Source organism: Burkholderia sp. APQ4-4ca (assembly GCF_057837105.1).
Window position 1 is genome coordinate 100,896 of the sequence record NZ_JBYQCG010000232.1, and the last position, 17,848, is coordinate 118,743.

The 17,848-nt window shown below is 69.9% G+C and carries 12 protein-coding genes and 1 riboswitch; of the genes, 7 read left to right on the forward strand and 5 right to left on the reverse strand.

Annotated features, from left to right (window positions below; genetic code table 11):
• Nucleotides 1-24 precede the first annotated feature (24 nt).
• From recC to arfB, 4 genes are read left to right on the forward strand one after another with little or no spacing between them, the layout of a single operon-like run.
• Nucleotides 25-3,363 carry an exodeoxyribonuclease V subunit gamma gene (gene recC, locus AC3IFE_RS28275; RefSeq protein WP_489193389.1) on the forward strand — a complete coding sequence of 1,113 codons (3,339 nt, stop codon included), beginning with the start codon at nt 25-27 and terminating at the stop codon, nt 3,361-3,363.
• On the forward strand, nt 3,360-7,070 hold the full coding sequence (recB, locus tag AC3IFE_RS28280; protein ID WP_489193391.1) for an exodeoxyribonuclease V subunit beta: 3,711 nt from the start codon (nt 3,360-3,362) through the stop codon (nt 7,068-7,070). Before recC ends, recB begins: the two co-directional genes overlap by 4 nt.
• Nucleotides 7,067-9,394 (forward strand): AAA family ATPase, encoded by a 2,328-nt coding sequence (locus AC3IFE_RS28285; protein ID WP_489193393.1) that lies wholly within the window; start codon nt 7,067-7,069, stop codon nt 9,392-9,394. The genes recB and AC3IFE_RS28285 overlap by 4 nt, the downstream gene beginning before the upstream one ends.
• On the forward strand, nt 9,391-9,795 hold the full coding sequence (arfB, locus tag AC3IFE_RS28290; protein ID WP_489193395.1) for an alternative ribosome rescue aminoacyl-tRNA hydrolase ArfB: 405 nt from the start codon (nt 9,391-9,393) through the stop codon (nt 9,793-9,795). The genes AC3IFE_RS28285 and arfB overlap by 4 nt, the downstream gene beginning before the upstream one ends.
• A gap of 49 nt (nt 9,796-9,844) precedes the next feature.
• On the opposite strand, the gene AC3IFE_RS28295 is transcribed toward arfB, so the two are convergent.
• From AC3IFE_RS28295 to thiC, 5 genes are all read right to left on the reverse strand, one after another.
• Nucleotides 9,845-11,125, reverse strand: coding sequence for a sensor domain-containing phosphodiesterase (locus tag AC3IFE_RS28295; protein WP_489193397.1), 1,281 nt, complete (start codon nt 11,123-11,125; stop codon nt 9,845-9,847).
• A 485-nt stretch (nt 11,126-11,610) separates the two neighbouring features.
• Nucleotides 11,611-12,537 carry a DMT family transporter gene (locus AC3IFE_RS28300; RefSeq protein ID WP_089467057.1) on the reverse strand — a complete coding sequence of 309 codons (927 nt, stop codon included), beginning with the start codon at nt 12,535-12,537 and terminating at the stop codon, nt 11,611-11,613.
• Nucleotides 12,538-12,689: 152 nt separating this feature from the next.
• On the reverse strand, nt 12,690-12,929 hold the full coding sequence (locus AC3IFE_RS28305) for a hypothetical protein (RefSeq protein ID WP_089467058.1): 240 nt from the start codon (nt 12,927-12,929) through the stop codon (nt 12,690-12,692).
• Nucleotides 12,930-13,157: 228 nt separating this feature from the next.
• A complete protein-coding gene (locus AC3IFE_RS28310) occupies nt 13,158-13,370 on the reverse strand; it encodes a YMGG-like glycine zipper-containing protein (RefSeq protein WP_011545020.1) in 213 nt (70 codons plus the stop codon).
• 232 nt (nt 13,371-13,602) lie between these two features.
• Nucleotides 13,603-15,534 carry a phosphomethylpyrimidine synthase ThiC gene (gene thiC, locus AC3IFE_RS28315; protein WP_089467059.1) on the reverse strand — a complete coding sequence of 644 codons (1,932 nt, stop codon included), beginning with the start codon at nt 15,532-15,534 and terminating at the stop codon, nt 13,603-13,605.
• Nucleotides 15,535-15,658: 124 nt separating this feature from the next.
• Nucleotides 15,659-15,775, reverse strand: a riboswitch (TPP riboswitch).
• Between the two features lie 270 nt (nt 15,776-16,045).
• Here thiC and AC3IFE_RS28320 point away from each other — a divergent pair.
• From AC3IFE_RS28320 to AC3IFE_RS28330, 3 genes are all read left to right on the forward strand, one after another.
• Nucleotides 16,046-16,321, forward strand: coding sequence for a pentapeptide MXKDX repeat protein (locus tag AC3IFE_RS28320; protein ID WP_175881832.1), 276 nt, complete (start codon nt 16,046-16,048; stop codon nt 16,319-16,321).
• Between the two features lie 76 nt (nt 16,322-16,397).
• Complete coding sequence (locus tag AC3IFE_RS28325; RefSeq protein ID WP_489193401.1) at nt 16,398-17,030, forward strand: cytochrome b/b6 domain-containing protein; 633 nt, start codon at nt 16,398-16,400, stop codon at nt 17,028-17,030.
• Nucleotides 17,031-17,057: 27 nt separating this feature from the next.
• The gene (locus tag AC3IFE_RS28330; protein WP_489193403.1) at nt 17,058-17,846 is read left to right on the forward strand and encodes a molybdopterin-dependent oxidoreductase; all 789 of its coding nucleotides are present in this window, start codon (nt 17,058-17,060) and stop codon (nt 17,844-17,846) included.
• Nucleotides 17,847-17,848: the final 2 nt, after the last annotated feature.

Consider the following 17,848-nt stretch of genomic DNA (forward strand, 5'->3'; position numbering starts at 1 on the left):
GTGCAAGGTTCCGACGCCCGCTTCATGCTCCATCTCTTCTATTCGAACCGTCACGAAACGCTGGCCGACGCGCTGCTCGAGGATCTGGCCGCGTTCCCGGCCCGCAGCGGCCCGTGGGCGCCGCAACAGGTCATCGTGCCGAGCGCGGCGCTGCGCCGCCGCCTCGAGCTCGACATCGCCGCGCGCAACGGCGTGTGCGCGAACGTCGAGTTCACCTATCTCGCGCAATGGTTGTGGGCGCAGATCGGCCGCGTGATGGAGGTCCCCAAGCGTTCGCCGTTCGCGCCCGACCGCCTCGTGTGGCGCTGCTACCGGCTGTTCGCGCAGGCGGCAGGCGACGCGCCGTGGCTCGCGTCGCCGCGGCTGGCCGCGTATCTGTCGGCCTCCGACGACGCGATGCGCTACGAACTGGCCCATCGCGTCGCGGCCGTGCTCGATCACTACCTGACCTATCGCCCCGAATGGCTGGCCGCGTGGCAGGCCGGCGAATCGGTGCTCGCGGGCGACGGCGCACCGCGCGGGATCGGCGACGCCGCGCGCGACGACGAACGCTGGCAGGCCGCGCTGTGGCGCGCGCTACTCGCCGAGCTGAGCGACAGCGGCACGCCGCCGGCGCACCGCTTCCTCGTCGAGGCGCGCCATCTCGATGCCGATGCGCTCGCACGTGCCGACTGGCCCGAATCGGTCAGCGTGTTCGCGCTGCCGACGATGCCGCCGCTGCACGTCGCGCTGTTGCGCGAACTGTCGCGCTGGATCGACGTGCGCGTCTACGCGCTGAACCCGTGCCGCGAATTCTGGTTCGACATCGTGACCGCCGCGCACGCCGAGGCGCTCGATGCGGCCGGGCGGCGCGACTATCAGGAAGTCGGCCATCCGCTGCTCGCCGAATGGGGCAGGCAGACGCAGGCGCAATTGCACATGCTGCACGAACTGACGGAAAGCGCCGCGTCGGGCGATGCGTCGCGTTTTGTCGAGAATCCCGCGCCCACCTGGCTCGCGCGCGTGCAGAACGCGATCCTCGACCTGCAGCCGGAAGCCGAACTCGGCGACACGCCGATCGAGCGCGGAATCGAGGTGCATGTGTGCCACAGCCTCGCGCGCCAGCTCGAGGTGCTGCACGACCGGCTGCTCGCGTGGTTCGACGCCGATGCGAGCCTTCAGCCGTCCGACGTGCTCGTCGCGGTGGCCGATCTCGCCGCGGCCGGGCCGCTGATCGACGCGGTGTTCGGCACGGCCGGCGCCGGCGGCGCGCGCGTGCCTTACCGGATCACCGGCTTGCCGCCGTCGCAGGCGAACCCGGTCGCGCGCGTGCTGCTCGACTGGCTCGCGTTGCCGGAGCGGCAGGTCGGCGCGCCGGAGCTGGTCGAATGGCTGCGCGTGGACGCGGTGGCCGCGCGCTACGACATCGACGCGGCCGCGCTCGAAACGGTGCAGACCTGGCTCGCGGCCGCCGGCGCGCGGCGCGGTTTGTCGCCGCTCGCGAGCGACGACGCGGCCGTGCCCGCGCCGCGCCATACGTTCTCCGATGCGCTCGCGCGGCTCTTTCTCGGCTATGCGATGCCCGAAGGCGCGGCTCCGATCGGCGCGTGGCTACCCATCGAGGCGGCCACCGGCAGCGAGGCCGAACTGCTCGGCCGGCTCGCGCGCTTCACCGACGATCTCGACGGCTTTGCGCGGCGGCTCGCGGAGTCGCACACGCCGCGCGGCTGGAGCGAACTGTTTGCCGACACGCTCGCGCGCTTCTTCGATTCGGGCGCCGCGTATGCCGACGCGCTGGCCGGCGTGCGCGACGCGCTCGACGCGATGCTGGCCGCGATGACGGAGGGCGCACCCGACGAGGCGTTGCCGGCGGCCGTCGTCCGCGCGGGGCTCGCGGCGGCGCTCGACGATCCGGCCCGCGGCGGCGTGCCGTGGGGCGGCGTCACGTTCTCGTCGCTGACGAGCTTGCGCGGGCTGCCGTATCGCGTCGTGTGCCTGCTCGGGATGGACGACGGCGTGCTGCCGAGCCTCGCGCGCGCGGACGAATTCGACCTGATGGCCGTGCTGCCGAAGCTGGGCGACCGGCAGCGCCGCGACGACGAGCGCAATCTGTTTCTCGATTTGCTGCTGGCCGCACGCGACCGGTTGCTGATCGCTTATACGGGCCGCAGCATTCGCGACAATGCGCCGTTGCCGCCCGCGGCGCTCGTCGACGAACTGCTCGATCATCTGGCGATCGTCACGGCCGGGCCCGGCGCCGCACCGGACGCGGTCGACGCCGCGCGCCGCGCGTTCATCGTCGAGCATCCGCTGCAACCGTTCGCCGCCGCATATTTCCAGCCGGGCAGCGATCTCGTTTCGTACGACGCCGAGCGGGCGACGCTCGCGTCGCTGCTGGCTGCCGACGCGTCGCGCGACGGGCCGCGCGAGCAGCCGTTCTTCGCGCAGCCGCTGCCGGCCGAGCCGGTCGAGCCCGTCGCATTCAGCGAATTCGAACGCTTCTGGCGGCATCCGGCGCGTGCGTTGCTGCGCGGCCGGCTCGGCATCGTGCTGGCCGACGCGCAAGCCGAACTGCTCGATACCGAGCCGTTCGCACTGGACTTTGCCGGTAGCGACGCGCTGGCCGAGCGCGTGCTGCCGCTCCTGATCGAAGCGGGCGACGGCGGCGTGCACGATCACGCGTTGCGCATCGCGGACGCGAGCCCCGAGCTGCCCGGCGGCGCGACGGGCGCGGTGTGGCGCGACCAGGCGCTTGGTTCGATGACGCAGCTTGCGTCGAACGTACGCCGCGCGCTCGCCGATGGCATCGAGCGGCGGCCGTTCTCGCTCACCGTCGTGCCGAAGTGGCCCGACACCGAGCAGGCGCTGTTCGGCGCCGACGACGCGATGCTGTCGGCCGACGCGGTGAGTGCGCCGCTCGAGTTGCACGGCACGCTGAACCGGCTGACGCCGGCCGGGCAGGTCATCTATCGCTATGCGCGGCCGAGCGCGCGCGACTATCTGTCCGCGTGGCTCGCCCATCTCGTCTATTGCGCGGTCGAGCCCGGCGGCCCGCGCCGCACGCTGTGGTTCGGCAGCGGCGGTGCGTTCGAGCTGACGCCCGTCGCGGCGCCGCTCGAACGGCTCGCGCCGCTGGCCGCGCTGTTTCGTGCGGGGCGGCGCATGCCACTGCGGTTTTTCCCGCGCAGTGCATGGGCGAGGGTATCCGATGGCGAGGCGAAGGCCGCGAGCGTGTGGATCAACGAGCGGGTCGTGAGCGAAGCCGACGATCCGGCTATCGCGATCGCGTGGCGCGGTGCGCATCCGTCGCTCGACGAGCCGTTCGGCACGCTCGCGCGGCTCGTGTTCGAGCCGCTCGTCGAGCATCTGAAGGAGGTCGCATGAGCGCTATGTCGCAGCCGCAGCAGGCGCTCGAACTCGACGTGTTCGCGTGCCCGCTCGACGGCGTCAACCAGATCGAGGCGTCGGCCGGCACCGGCAAGACCTGGAACATTTGCGCGCTGTACGTGCGCCTGCTGCTCGAAAAGGATCTCGGCGCGGACGAAATCCTCGTCGTGACCTTCACGAAAGCGGCGACGGCCGAGCTGCACGAGCGGATTCGCGGCCGGCTCGCGCAGCTTGCGCATGCGCTCGACACGGGCGACGACGGCGGCGATCCGTTCATCGCGCGTCTGCTGGAGACCACGCTCGGCGAAGGCGGCGCGCTCGATCCCGAGACGGCCGTGAAGCGGATCCGCCGCGCGCTGCGCGCGTTCGACCAGGCCGCGATCCATACGATTCACGCGTTCTGCCAGCGCGCGCTGCAGGAAGCGCCGTTCGCGGCGGCGATGCCGTTCGCGTTCGACATGGAGGCCGACGATGCGTCGCTGCGTTTCGAACTCGCGGCGGATTTCTGGCGCACGCGCGTCGAACCGGCGGCCGCGCGCTGGCCGGGCTTCGCGACCTGGCTCGTCGAATCGGGCGCCGGCCCGGCCGCGCTCGATGCGCAGCTCGCGCGCCGGCTGAAGAAGCCGCTCGCCGCGCTGCGTTGGGACGGCGTGACCGAGCCGGACGAATCGGCCGAAGCGGCGGCGGCCGAATGTTTCGCCGAGGCGGCGCGGATGTGGGCCGCCGAGCGCGACGCGATCGATGCGCTACTGCGCGCCGCGCAGCCCGCGCTCAATCAGCGCTCGCACAAGCCGGACGCGGTTGCCGATGCGCTCGCCGCGTGGGCCGTGCATTTCGAGCAGGGCGACGCGACGGCCGCACTGCCGAAAGCCGCGTTGAAGCTTACGCAAACCGCGCTGACGAAGGCGACGAAAAAAGGCGGCGCGACGCCCGCACACGCGTTCTTCGAAGTGGCCGACGCGCTCGAAGCGGCGGTGGCCGCGGCCGAGGCCGCGCAGCGCGCGCGCTGGCTCGCGCTGATCGCCGAATGGCTCGACATGGCGCCGGGCGCGCTGGCCGAGCGCAAGCGCACGCGGCGCGTCGTGTCGTTCGACGATCTGCTCGCGAACTTGTATCACGCACTGCACGCGCATCCGTGGCTTGCCGAGACGCTGCGCGCACGTTATCCGGCCGCGTTGATCGACGAGTTCCAGGATACCGATCCGCTGCAGTTCGCGATCTTCGACCGGATCTTCGCGCCGGGCGGCCCGCTGTTCCTCGTCGGCGATCCGAAGCAGGCGATCTACAGTTTCCGCGCGGCCGATCTGCACACCTATCTCGCGGCGCGCGCACGGGCGAGCGCGTGCTACACGCTCGCGGTGAACCAGCGCTCGACGCCTGCGATCGTCGATGCGTGCAACCGCTTCTTCATGTCGAATCCGCGCGCATTCGTGCTCGACGGGCTCGACTATTACGCGGTGCGCGCCGGCACGCGCGTGCGTGCGCCGTTCGTCGACGAAACCGATCCGGGTCCAGCCGGCGATTTCCGCGTGTGGGCGCTGCCGGGCGGCGAGGGCACGCTGCTCAAGCGCGATGCGCAAGCGCAGGCCGCGCAAGCCTGCGCGGCCGAGATCGCGCGGCTGATGCGCGGCGCGCGTGACGGGCGCGTGCGGTTGGGCGACACGCCGTTGTCGCCGGGCGACATCGCGGTGCTCGTGCAGACGCACCGGCAGGGCAGCCTCGTGAAGCGCGTGCTCGCGACGTGGGGCATCGGCAGCGTCGAGCTGGCGCAGGCGTCGGTGTTCTCGACCGGCGACGCCGAGCAGCTCGAACGCGTGCTGGCGGCGATCGACGCGCCGGGCGACCTGCGGCGTCTGCGCGCGGCGCTCGCGTCCGACTGGTTCGGGCTCGATGCCGGCGCGCTGTGGCGCATGGAGCAGGGCGACGGCGATGCGCCACCCGGCGCAGCGGCGGCCGACAGTGCCGATGCGATGAGCTGGGTCGAGCGCTTCTCGCGGTATCGGCTGCTATGGCGCGAACGCGGCTTCGCGGTGATGTGGCGCACGTTCACGCGCGAGCTGCGGATCGCCGAACGGCTGATGGCCGGTGCGGACGGCGAGCGCCGCGTGACCGACATCAACCATCTGGCCGAGTTGACGCAGGCGCGTGCATCCGCGCAGCCGGGCATCGCGCCGACGCTGCGCTGGCTTGCCGCGCAGCGGCTCGACGGCGGCGGCGAGGAAGCGCAGCTGCGGCTCGAGTCCGACCGCAACCTCGTGCAGATCGTCACGGTGCACAAGTCGAAGGGGCTCGAATACGCGATCGTGTTCTGTCCGTTCCTGAACGACGGCGGGCTGCGCGAGCCGCCGTCGTCCGCGCTGCCCGATGCGCGCGAGTATCACGACGACGCGGGCGATGCGGTGCTGCATTACGGATGCGACGACGAAGCGGCCGCGCACGCGGCGCGGCAGGTGTTGCGCGAGCAGGCCGCGGAGCGCGCGCGGCTCGTCTACGTGGCGCTCACGCGCGCGGTCTATCGCTGCTATGTCGTGGCCGGCCCCTACCTGTCGTCGCGCTCGACGCGCGAAGCGCGGCGCAGCGTGCTCAACTGGCTCGTCGCGGGCGCCGGCCATGCGTTCGATGCGTGGCTCGACGAGCCACCCGACGAAGCCGCGCTCGATGCGGCGTGGCGCGCGCTTGCGGGCGGCCCCGTGAGCGTTTCGCCGCTGCCGGTGCCTGCACGCCGCGAGCGTCTCGCGGCCGGGCACGACGCGTCGCAGACGCTCGCGGCGCGCCATGCGACGCGCGTGCTGCGCGATGCGTGGCGGATGGCGAGCTTCAGCTCGCTGACCGCATCGATGGCGCGCGAGGAGGCGGGCGTCGCGGCCGTGCCCGACGACGAACTGCGGCCCGATCACGATGCGCTCGCCGCGGTGACGCCGGACGGCGAACTGATGCTGGCCGATACGGTTGCGGCCGATCCGCCGGACGACGACATCCTCGCGTTCCCGCGCGGCGCGGCGGCCGGCGAATGCCTGCACCGCCTGTTCGAGCTCAGCCGGTTCGCGGCGCCCGAATCGTGGCACGCGGCCGCGCTCGGCGCGCTGCACGACCGGCCGGTCGAGGCCGAACCTGAGCTTGCGACGCGCCTGCCGGCGATGATGGTGCGGCTCGTCGACGACGTCGTGCACACCGAGCTCGTGCCGGGCATGCGGCTCGCCGATCTCGATCCGGCGAGGCGGCTCGACGAAATGGGCTTCCTGTTCCCGGCGCCGTCGCTCGACCTGATGGCGCTGCGCCGGCTGCTGGTCGCGCACGGCTATCCGGACGTTGCACTGGAGGCGGGTACGCTCGCCGGTTTCATCAAGGGTTTCATCGACATGATCGTCGAACACGACGGCCGTTACTGGATCGTCGACTGGAAGTCGAACCATCTCGGCACGACGCCGGATGCCTATGGCCCGCGTGCGCTCGACGTCGCGATGGCCGACCACGCGTATCACCTGCAGGCGCTGCTCTATACGGTCGCGCTGCATCGCTATCTGCGCGGCCGGCTGCCCGATTACGACTACGACACGCACATCGCGGGCTACCTGTACCTGTTCGTGCGCGGGGTGCGGCCCGGCTGGCGCAGTGGCGGCGAGCCGGCCGGCGTGCATGCGCGGCGGCCCGCCCGCGCGCTCGTCGATGCACTCGACCGGATGATGGAAGGGGGCCGCGCATGACCGCGTCCGACGACATGCTCGAATTCACCGGCGGTCTCGTCGCGCGGCTGCCCGAGCCGGCCGATTTCGGCATCGCGCTCGCGGAAGGCTTCGCGCGTCGCATCGGCGACCTCGCGCGGCGCGCGGGTGCGCCGTCCGCGTCGACGCGCTGGGCGGCGCGCGCCGCATTCGCGACGAGCCGCGCGACCGCCGGCGGCCACGTGTGCGTCGCGTTGGCCGCGCTTGCGCAGCGTTACGAAGCGCCGCTCGACGAGGTGCGCAGCGCGCTCGCCGCGAGCGGCGTGGTCGCATTCGGCACGCTTGCACGCGGCGACGAGCGGCCGCTGATCGTCGACCGGCTCGATCACCTGTACCTGTCGCGCTATTTCGATTACGAACGGCGGCTCGCCGATGCGCTCGTCGCGCAGGCCGGTATCGCCGCGCCGGAGGAAGGCCTGTCGCCCGAGCGCCTGCGCGACAGTCTTGTCCGTTACTTCGGGCCGGCTACCGGCGAAGTGGACTGGCAGCGCGTGGCGGCGATCGTCGCGCTGACGGGCCGCGTGACGATCGTCAGCGGCGGGCCGGGCACGGGCAAGACGACGACCGTCGTCGGCGTGCTGGCGTGTCTGCTCGACGCGCACCCGGGGCTGCGCATCGCGCTGGCCGCACCGACCGGCAAGGCCGCGCAGCGGATGCAGGAGGCGCTGCACGCGCGGGCAGGCGATCTGCCGCCCGAGCTCGCGGCGCGCTTGCCCGATACGTCGTATACGCTGCATCGGCTGCTGGGCGGCGGCGGGGCGGCCGGCTTTCGGCATCATCGCGACAATCCGCTGCCGTACGACCTGATCGTCGTCGACGAGGCGTCGATGATCGACGTCGCGCTCGCCGCGCATCTGCTCGACGCGCTCGCGCCGGGCGCGCGGCTCGTGTTGCTGGGCGACAAGGATCAACTGGCCGCGGTCGAGGCCGGCGCCGTATTCGCGGAGCTGAGCGCGCGGCCGGCGTTCACCGCCGCGGCGCGCACGCGTATCGCGCAGGCGCTGGGTGTCGACGAGGCGGCGTTCGTCGCGGCGTTGCCGGTGCCGGACGAAGCCGCACCGCCGGCAGCGATTCCGGCCGCGCATCCGGTTCCTGCTTCCGCACGGGCTGCGGCGTCGCCATCGGCGTCTGCTCCGGTGTCGCGCAAAGCGGCGCCTCGGCCGAAAGTCGATGCGCGGCAGGCGTCGCTGTTCGACGACGAACCGCAGGACGACGAAGTGTCGCCGGCCGGCATCGACATCGCGTCGCCGCCGCCCAACGGGTCGGGGCCGACCGATGCCGGCGCACCGGGCGGCAATGCGCCCGCCTGGATCGAGGCCGACGAACTCGCATGGCTCGACGCCGTCGAGTTGCCGCCGTTCGACGCAGGCGACGCGGCGCTTGTATCGGCGCCGTCGGCCGCGTCGCCATTGGCCGGCGAAGCCGCTGCCGCCTGCGCCGGCACACCCGCGCCCGCGCCGGCGCAGGCACCGCTTGCGGACTGTGTCGTGTGGCTCGAACGCAATTACCGTTTCGGTCTCGATTCGCCGATCGGGCGGCTGTCGCTCGCGATCCGCCGCGGCGACGTGCAGGCGGCGCTCGAGGCGCTGCCCGCCGACGACTCGGCGGCCGCGTCGTTTCACGACGATGCGGGCGACACGCTGGCGTCGTCGACGGTCGAGCGGCTCGCACGGCGCTTCGGCGCCTATCTCGACGCATTGCGCGACGCGCTGGCCGCGCCGGCGCCCGATCCGCTGCCGTTGTTCGACGCGCTCAACCGGTTCCGGATCCTGTGCGCGACCCGCAGCGGTTCGCGCGGCGCGGAACACGTCAATGCGCTGGTGGCCGCGCATGTGCGGCATGCGGCGCGCGTGCCGCTCGCGGTCGGCGCGCACTGGTTCACCGGGCGGCCGATCATGGTCACGCGCAACGACTATGCGCTGGGGCTGTTCAACGGCGACATCGGCATTGCGCTGCCCGACGCGCAAGGCGTGCTGCGCGTGTGGTTCCGGCGCGCGGACGGCACCGCGCGTGCGGTGTCGCCGGCTGCGCTGCCGCCGCACGAAACGGCGTTCGCACTGACGGTGCACAAGTCGCAGGGCTCGGAATTCGACGAAGCGGCGCTCGTGCTGCCCGCGTCGTTCGGCCGGGTGCTGACGCGCGAGCTCGTTTATACGGCCGTCACGCGCGCGCGCACGCGCGTGCAGGTGATCGGGCCGCGGCGCGTGCTGGCGCAGGCGGTCGCGACGCGCACGCAGCGCGATTCGGGGCTCGCGGCCCGCGTCGACGAGGCGCTCGCGCGGCGCCGCATGGAGGCTTCGCGATGATGATCCGTTACATGCTCGATCCGGCCGAGGTCGAATGGACGGCCGTGCGCGCGCAGGGCGCGGGCGGGCAGAACGTGAACAAGGTGTCGAGCGCGATTCATCTGCGCTTCGACATTCGCGCGTCGTCGCTGCCGCCGGTCCTCAAGGAGCGGCTTCTCGCGCTGTCCGACCAGCGCATCACGCGCGACGGTATCGTCGTGATCAAGTCGCAGGAATATCGGACGCAGGAGAAGAATCGCGAGGCCGCGCTCGCTCGGCTCGATGCGCTGATCGGCAGCGTCGCGTACACGCCGCGCGCCCGGGTCGCCACGCGGCCTACGCGCGCGTCGAAGGAGCGGCGGCTCGAGCACAAGTCGCGCCGCAGCGTGGTGAAGTCGGGGCGCGGAAAGGTGGTCGACTGATGAATGAAGGCGGCGCCCGTCGCACGCGATCGTCTGCCGTGCGCGCTGGCTACCGCATCACGGTCCCCGCGCTGTCGAGCACGAAGTCGACGCAGAACACGACGATCCGGCTCTGCGCGCGGATCGCGACGGCGGCCGTGTAGCAGTCGCGGCCCTCGGTCAGCGAGAAGTGCGGGCCCATCAGCGCGACGCGCCCTGGGGCGGCGATCGCGCGCTGGAAATACGGGCGCCGCGACCAGTTGCTGTGGGTCTCAGGGAATAGCGGCGCGAGACGGGTCACGCTTGCCTGGCTGTCGTCGGGCGGTGCGCCGATCGACGGCAGGAACTGTTCGCCGGTCTCGTCCGTGACGAACACGCGACGCGCGGCCGGCACCGTGAACACGCGTTGCGCGGCGTCCTGCAGGTTGCCGCTCGCCGAAAACGCGGCCGCGCCGCCGAGCACGAGCCGTTCGATCGCGTCGAAGCCCGGCTGCTCGGCGGCCACCGGTGTGTGTCGGCGGGCGATGAAGCGCCGCCACGCGGCGTCGAGCATCGCGGGCGCCGCCGCGCTCGCGTGCGCGATCGATGCGTCGGGCTGGCCGAACTGGAAACCCTGCACGAAATCGATGTCGGCTTCCATCAGCGCCTGCAGCGCGTCGTCGCTTTCGACGCCTTCGGCCAGCACCATCGCGCCGGCCTGGTGCAGCATCGACACGAGGTGATGCATGATGCGGCGATCGTCGGCCGAGCCGGTCGAACGCTCGACGAGCGAGCGGTCGAGCTTCACGATGTCGGGACGTGCCCGCCACACGCGGTCGAAGTTCGAGAAGCCGGTGCCGAAATCGTCGATCGCGATCAGGAAATCGCGATGCTGGATCATGTCGATCGTGCGGGCGAGCGCGGCTTCGTCGCGCGCCGGCTGCTCGACCACTTCCAGCACGATGCGGTTCGGCGGCAGTGCGAAATGCCGGCACAGCGACTCGACGAACTCGCGCTGCACGAGGCCGGTGTCGAGCACGCGCGGCGTCACGTTCAGGAACAGCCAGCCGTCGCCGATGCCTTGCGTGACGAAATTGGCGGTGTGCAGGCAGCGCGCGAGCCGGTCGAGCAGCAGCGCGTCGGCGTCGCCGCGCGTCTTGTCGAACAGGGCGGTGGGCGACGCCAGCGCACCGTTTCCGTCGACGACGCGCAGCAGCGCCTCGTAGCCGACGACGCGCTTGTGCGTGATCGACAGCACGGGCTGGAACACGCTGCGCAATGTCGTGGTGCGATAGGTGGCGAGCCAGCCGTGGGGTGTCGGCGTGAGGCGTTCGAGCAGGGCGTCGAGCGACAGGTTGCGAGCGGGCTTCATGTCAACGGTGCCCGGCAGCGGGCGGCGGGGCGCCGACGCCCCGCCACGCCGATGCAGCCGCATGCGCAGGCGGGCGCGAAAGAACGTGGGGCATCGAGACGCCTTCTGCGGATAAGTTTTCCGAGTGTAACGGGATTGCCTCGGCGCGCGTATCAGGGTAACTCCAGACGCAAACGGTACACAGCGATTCCGGCCCGTCCGCGGCGGCAGGGCGACGGGCGCCGCGTGCATGCATACGGTGCATGACCGTCGCGAAACGAAGTGCGTGACGGCGACAGATAACCATTCCGCATCAGCGCGGCGTCATGACCGTGCGTTGCTGCCGCCCGATGCGCGGGCCGATACGGGAAATTCCGGCGGCCGGCGGCCGCCGTCGGACGAATGAAACGAATACCCTCGCGCCGCGCTGCGCCGCGCTGCGCCGCGCCGCGCCGCGATCTGCCGCGCGACGGGCGGCGGTTCGTGCGCGCCCGGCGCGCCGATCGTCAGGCCGCCTCGCCGCCGCGCGGTCGGACGCCGGGAATCCGCTTGATCACGCCGGTTGCGAGCGCGGTGCCGACGAGCACGATCGCGCAGCCTTCGATCATCACGGCCGACACGTGTTCGCCGAGGAACAGCGCGCCCCACAGCAGCCCGAACACGGGGATCACGAACGTCACGGTAATCGCGCGGGCGGGCCCGACGTGCGCGATCAGATAGAAGAAGATGAAATACGCGATGCCGGTGCATGCGACGCCGAGCGCGAGCACCGCGCCCCATGCGTGCACGCCGACCGGCGCGGCCGGCCACGTCGCGATCGCGAACGGCAGCAGCAGCACGGTCGAGCCGATCATGCTGCCGGCTGCGTTGACGAGCGGATCGACGCCGCTGAGCTTGCGCTTCGTATAGTTGGCCGCGATGCCGTACAGCAGCGTCGCGCCGAGGGCGGCCGCCGCGGCGAGCGCGGTCGCGCTGGCGCCCGTGTCGCCGTGCGCGTTCGCGACCTGGTTCCACACGAGCGTGAGCACGCCGGCAAACCCGATGACGAGGCCGAACGCGCGCGGCAGCGACAGCTTGTCCTTCAGCCACAGGTAAGCGACGAGCGCGCCCCACAGCGGCGTCGTCGCGTTGATCACCGACGTCACGCCGGCCGACAGCGTCAGCTCGGCGAACGCGAACAGGCAGAACGGGATGCCCGAATTCAGCGCGCCGACGACGAACAGCGGCCACGCGTGACGGCGCAGCCGGGCGCCGAGATCGGCGGGTTTGAAGCGCGTCAGCGCGAAGCCCGCGAGAAACAGCGCGCCGATGCCCACGCGCAGCGCCATCAGCGGGGCGACGCCGAAATCGACCACGCCGACGCGGATGAACAGGAAGGATGCGCCCCACAGGGCAGCGAGTACGGTCAGCAGGAAAGCGTTTTTGGGTGACATCGATCGGCGAGGGTGGGGACGGGATGCGAGGAATCTTACACCGCGTTACCACCCCGTCGTTTCATGATCGGATGAAACGACAAGAAACGGCGATTCCGGCCGTTTGCCGCCGGGCGGCGGCCGGACGAGCGCGTGCGGCGCGGCCGGTCGGATCAGTGATGACGCCAGCCGCCGCGTCCGCCGAAGCCGAAATTGAGCGACACCGCCGGGCCCCAATAACCGCCCCATGCCGGCGCATACGCAGGCGCCGGATAGTAATAGGTGGGAGCGGGATCGACATACACGGGCGCGGGCTGTACCGGCACCGGCGCAGCCGCGTAGTAGCCGTACGGGTAGTAGCAGCCGGCAAGGGTCGTGCAGGCAAGCGCCGCGGCGACGAAGGTCCTGTTCATGATGTGTCTCCGGCGGAGCCGGCTATCGGCAGATGCTTCAAGCTTAGGCCGAGTCCCGATGACACGGTATGAAAAACGGTAACCGATCATTTCCGGGCGCTCCGGGCGCAGCGGCCGCGCCGGTTGCGGCACCACAGACGAAAACGGCGCTTCCGCACCGCGGAAACGCCGTTGGACCGTTCGGTCCGCAGTTGGGCGACGACGCCCAACCGGCCGATGTCGGCTGGCTTACTTGCCGACCTGGTTACCGATGATGCCGCCGGCCGCCGCGCCGCCCAGCGTCGACAGCGCATTGCCGCCGATCGCCGCGCCGGCGACGCCGCCGACACCCGCACCGATTGCCGTATCGCGCTGGCGTCGCGACATCGAATCGCAAGCCGACAGGCTGGCCACTGTCGCGACGAGGAGAGCGCATACCCCAAAACGCCGAATCGAGTTCATGATCGTTGTCCTTGTGGTAGTGAACGGAAGGCGCGCGACCGGCTGGCGGCCACGCATGCAATCAATCTACGCGCGGCCCCGCGCTGCTGCTGTAAGGACTTGTTAAGGCTCGCGCGGTTTCGTAATCAATTGTTTCGCATGCGCCGGCAGGCACGCGGCATGCGCAAAAAAGCCCGCTCGAAAGCGAGCTGCGTGCATCGCGAGGCGAGCCGGCGCGGCCCGCTGCGTGTGCTTACTGACGGTGGTAGATCTCGGCGCCGGTCTTCACGAACTCGACCGCCTTGACCTCCATCCCTTTCTTCAGCGCCTCGGTTTCCGACACGCCCTGCTGCGCGGCGAACTCGCGCACGTCTTGCGTGATCTTCATCGAGCAGAAATGCGGGCCGCACATCGAGCAGAAGTGCGCGACCTTCGCCGAATCCTTCGGCAGCGTCTCGTCGTGGAATTCGCGCGCCTTGTCCGGATCGAGGCCGATGTTGAACTGATCCTCCCAGCGGAACTCGAAGCGCGCCTTCGACAGCGCGTTGTCGCGCACCTGTGCGCCCGGGTGACCCTTGGCGAGGTCGGCGGCGTGCGCGGCGAGCTTGTACGTGATGATCCCTTCCTTCACGTCGTCCTTGTTCGGCAAGCCGAGGTGTTCCTTCGGCGTCACGTAGCACAGCATCGCGGTGCCGAACCAGCCGATCATCGCGGCGCCGATGCCCGACGTGATGTGGTCGTAGCCCGGTGCGATGTCGGTGGTCAGCGGCCCGAGCGTGTAGAACGGCGCTTCCTTGCACCAGTCGAGCTGGAGATCCATGTTCTCCTTGATCAACTGCATCGGCACGTGGCCGGGGCCTTCGATCATCACCTGGACGTCGTGCTTCCATGCGATCTGCGTGAGTTCGCCGAGCGTCTTCAGTTCGCCGAGCTGCGCTTCGTCGTTCGCGTCGTAGATCGAGCCGGGACGCAGGCCGTCGCCGAGCGAGAAGCTCACGTCGTACGCCTTCATGATCTCGCAGATCTCTTCGAAGTGTTCGTACAGGAAGCTTTCCTTGTGATGCGCGAGGCACCACTTCGCCATGATCGAGCCGCCGCGCGACACGATGCCCGTCATCCGGTTCGCGGTGAGCGGCACGTACTGCAGGCGCACGCCCGCGTGGATCGTGAAGTAATCGACGCCTTGCTCGGCCTGCTCGATCAGCGTGTCGCGGAAGATTTCCCAGGTCAGGTCCTCGGCCTTGCCGTTGACCTTTTCGAGCGCCTGGTAGATCGGCACCGTGCCGATCGGCACCGGGCTGTTGCGGATGATCCACTCGCGGGTTTCATGGATGTGCTTGCCGGTCGACAGGTCCATCACCGTGTCGCCGCCCCAGCGGATCGCCCACGTCATCTTGTCGACTTCCTCGCCGATCGACGACGTGACGGCCGAGTTGCCGATGTTCGCGTTGATCTTCACGAGGAAGTTGCGGCCGATGATCATCGGCTCGGATTCCGGGTGATTGATGTTGGCGGGGATGATCGCGCGGCCGCGGGCGACTTCGTCGCGCACGAATTCCGGCGTGATCTCCGCCAGCGCATTCGCGCCGAAGGCCGCGGCGCCGAACGCCTGGCCCGGGTGCTGGCGGCCCATCATCGCGGCGAGCTTCGCGCCGTTCGGGCCGCTCGACTTCAGGCTCTCGATGTACTCGGCGCGGCGCTGGTTCTCGCGAATCGCGATGTATTCCATTTCCGGCGTGATGATGCCCTGACGCGCGTAGTGCATCTGCGTGACGTTCTTGCCGGCCTGCGCGCGGCGCGGATTGCGGTGCAGGCCGGGGAAACGCAGCTCGGCCGTGGCCGGGTCGGCCGCGCGCTCGAGGCCGTACCGGCTCGACAGGCCGGGGAGCACTTCGGTGTCGCCGCGCGCTTCGATCCAGCGCTGGCGCAGCGCGGGCAGGCCCGCGCGGATGTCGATCTTCGCGTCCGGATCGGTATAGGGGCCCGACGTGTCGTACACGTAGATCGGCGGATTCTTCTCGCCGCCGAAGCCGGTCGGGGTGTCGGCCTGCGTGATTTCACGCATCGGCACGCGGATGTCGGGCTGCGAGCCGGTTACATAGACCTTTCGCGAATTGGGCAGCGGCGCGACGGCGGCGGCGTCGACGTGGGCGTCGGCAGACAGAAACTTCGGGTTGGCGTTCATGCAATCTCCTGTGCGGGCGCCGGACAGGCGCTTCGGCGCTTGCCCGGAGCCCTTGACGAATGTGGGGCTCGAGCTAAGCAGGAGACGAGGCTTGGTGAGGCGGCGGATTTCGTCAGAAGGATGGCGGCGAAATCCGTACGCTTCCCTGCGCTGGCATTATCCAGATCAGGTTCAAAGGGTATTTCTCACCCGCAATGCCGGTTGTTTGACCGAACGCATTGCAGGACCCCCGCGTTAGCAAGGGCACACGATACACCGGCTTGGCGGTGGTTTCAACCGGGTGCGAAGCCGATGCCGGCGGGCGGCGGGCCGTTCGCGGCCGGCGGACGGGGCAGGGTGCGCCGCAGCAATCCCGACTGCCGAACGGCGTCCCGGCCGGGCCGGATCGCGCCAGGCGGTGCGGCATTCGCGTCTTCATTTTCAGCGCCTAGAATTTTTTTTGGCATCGCTGTCATTTCCGGCGGCGTGCTCCGTCTATTCGGCTCCTAAACCCATGTAGTGGAGAGATGTCATGAAAAACGTATTCCTCGCCGCCTGTGTCGCCGCACTTGCCACGATCGCGACGGGCGCCCATGCGCAGAACGATGCGATGTCGAAGGACGGCATGTCGATGTCGAAGGACGCGATGGGCCACGACGCGATGGCCAAGGACGATGCGATGGCCAAGGACGGCGCGATGAAGAAGGACGGCATGAAGAAGCATGCGATGAAGAAGGATGCGATGGGCCACGACGCGATGAAGAAGGGCGACGCGATGAAAAAGGACGCCATGAGCCCGTCGAACTGACGAATGCGGACGGGGCGCGGCCGGCCGCTCGTCGGCGCGCGTCGCATCCCGTCGCATCATCCCCGGAGTCATCATCATGCAAACGGTTCCTGTCACCGACCGCACGAGCGCGCCGCCGCCCGCGCCGACGATCCATCCGCGGTGGGTGCGCGCGAGCCACTGGTTCAACGCGCTCGCGGCGATCCTGATGGCGTTGTCCGGCTGGCGCATCTACGACGCGTCGCCGATCTATCCGTCGTTCACGTTCGCGCACGGCATCACGCTCGGCGGCTGGCTCGGCGGCGCGCTGCAATGGCATTTCGCGGCGATGTGGCTGCTGGTCGGCAACGGCCTGTTCTATCTCGCGATGTCGATCGCGACGGGGCGCTTCGCGCGCAAGCTGCTGCCCGTGACGCCCGCGTCGGTGTGGCGCGACGTGCGCGCCGCGCTCGGCGGCCGGCTGTCGCACGACGACCTGAGCGTCTACAACGCGGTGCAGCGTGCCGCATACCTGACCGCGATCGTCGATCTCGTCTTATTGGTGCTGTCCGGGCTCACGATCTGGAAATCGGTGCAATTCCCGCTGCTGCGTGAACTGTTCGGCGGCTACGACAACGCCCGCATCGTGCACTTCTGGGCGATGGCGCTGCTGGTCGCATTCGTTGCCGTCCACGTCGCGATGGCGTTGCTGGTGCCGCGCTCGCTGCTCGCGATGCTGCGTGGCCGCTGACCCGCTTCGCGGGCGAAGGAAATCATCATGTCGGAATCCGAAAAAAACCGCGGCGAGCCGCGCTGGACGCTGGACCGGAAGTCGCTCGAGCTCGACGTGCGCCGCGAACTCGAGATGCCGTCGCGACGGCTGTTCAACCGGCGCGTGCTGACGCTCGGCGGCTTGGCGATGCTGACCGGCTGCACGCTGCAGGACGACGCGTCGGTCAACACGTTCCTCGAGAAAGTGTCGCGCATGAACGATCGCGTGCAGGCGTGGCTGTTCAACCCGAACCAGCTCGCGCCGACCTACACCGAAGCCGACATCACGCGGCCGTTTCCGTTCAACGCGTACTACGGGATCGACGAAGTGCGGCACGTCGACGAGTCGACCTACCGCCTCGTGCTGTCCGGCCGTGTCACGGGCAAGCGCGTGTGGACGCTCGACGAGCTTCGCGCGCTGCCGCACGCGGAACAGATCACGCGGCATATCTGCGTGGAAGGGTGGAGTGCGATCGGCCGCTGGGGCGGCACGCCGTTCGGCGCATTCCTCGCGCGCGCCGGCGCCGACACACAGGCGAAATACGTCGGCTTCAAGTGCGCGGACGATTACTACGAAAGCATCGACATGCCGACCGCGCTGCATCCGCAGACGCTGCTCGCACTCGAGTACGACGGCCGCCAGTTGCCGCCCGAGTACGGCTTCCCGATGAAGCTGCGGATGCCGACCAAGCTTGGCTACAAGAACCCGAAGCACATCATGGAAATCTTCGTGACCGATACGTTCCCGGGCGGCTATTGGGTCGATCAGGGCTACAACTGGTTCGGCGGATCGTGAGC